Source organism: Streptomyces sp. NPDC090442, from assembly GCF_044769405.1.
Classification (GTDB): Bacteria; Actinomycetota; Actinomycetes; order Streptomycetales; family Streptomycetaceae; genus Streptomyces.
This window is the reverse complement of record NZ_JBIVXW010000258.1, coordinates 1-1,407: the sequence shown is the minus strand read 5'-3', so window position 1 is coordinate 1,407 and position 1,407 is coordinate 1. Positions and strand designations below refer to the sequence as shown.

Annotated in this window: 1 protein-coding gene; it reads left to right on the top strand. The window is 65.9% G+C overall.

All coding sequences use genetic code 11. The features are described from left to right. Window positions 1-380 precede the first annotated feature (380 nt). Entirely contained in the window at window positions 381-1,238 is an 858-nt protein-coding gene (locus tag ACIQU6_RS44870) for a glycosyltransferase family 8 protein (protein ID WP_403488523.1), read from the top strand. Window positions 1,239-1,407 lie beyond the last annotated feature (169 nt).

Below are 1,407 nucleotides of genomic sequence, written 5' to 3'. Positions count from 1 at the left end.
CTCGTGCTCGTCCGCGCGACGGCCTGCTGAATCACCCACCAGCCGAACTCCCAGGCCAACACGCCCCAACATCAATCGCGGGGCAGCCCGTAAGGACGGACGGGTGCACGCGGGGCCCAACAGCCGTACGGCTGACCGTGCCCGGTGGCGGAGGACCGTAGAAAACCGGCCGAGAGACCAGCCCCGTTGTCGACAGGGACCCCCCTGCGACGCCCTCGAAGGAGTGGCAGCCGGAGCACACGCACGGCCGCCGTGCGGGTGCGCCCCGTCGATGATGCGGCTGCTGCAGCTCCCGCGGCTCCGCAGGCCGACGTCTGCGCTTTACGCCGGCGGAGTGGCCCGGCCTACACGACAAGATCCAGGACGAGAAGGGCTGGGGGATGGCTTCTCATCTGCCGCCGATCGTGTGCGGCATCGACGCAAACTACGCCCTCGGGCTGCAGGCGCTGATGAACTCACTGGTCGCAGCACACCCTGACGGACCGGAAAACCTCCGCTTGTTCGTCCTGCACCACCGGCTCCCCGACGACACCCAGACCGCAATCCTCAGTCACGCCCGGAGCATCGGCTTGAGCACTGAGCTGTGCCAGACCTCCCAGCCGGACGACGACCTGCCAGTCGCGGCCTGGTGGTCGAAAGCGATGTACCTGCGGCTGTCCATCACAGACGAACTCGCAGACGAGCCCGCCGCACTCTATCTTGACGCCGACACCCTGGTACGGCGCAGCCTGCGCCCGCTTTTGCGCCTGCCCCTGCATGACACGCCCCTGGCCGCATGCATCGCGCAGAACCCGGCGGACAGCGGCAGCGCTAAGCCGGGATGGTACCGGTTCGGGCTCAGCGACCGTGAGTACTTCCACAGCAGCGTCATGCTCCTGAACCTGACGGCCTGCCGCGACCTGAAGCTTATGGAAAAAGCCCGCCGTCTCCTCATCCACCACCCCGAATGCCTCCGGTTCCCCGACCAGGACGCCCTGAACTGGGCCGCTGACGACAACTGGCTGCGCCTGGACAGCACCTGGAATGCCTACTGTGATCCCGGAATTGAGGCAGGCTCGCTGGAAAATCACCTGGCCGACGCCGCGGTGCTGCATTTCGCGGGAGCGTGTAAACCCTGGAACCCTGACTATCTCAACGACCGCATCCGCGATATCTACCGGCAGTACCTGGGCCTCGGTCTTGCCTCGCCCAAGGCCTGCCCAGGTTCGGGCGTCCGGGGGCCTGACGGCTCACCCTAATCAGGGAAAAATCGATGAGTACCGTCCGGCTGACATCGACGGGCGTGTGGGAAAAAATCGGTGTGGCGAATGCTTACTCAGGTTGAACTCGTAGTGTCCGGTGGGCTGTTCGCGGCCTGGTCCATGATCAGGCCGGTGGGTGGGAGGCAGCCATCAACAAGGTGGGGCC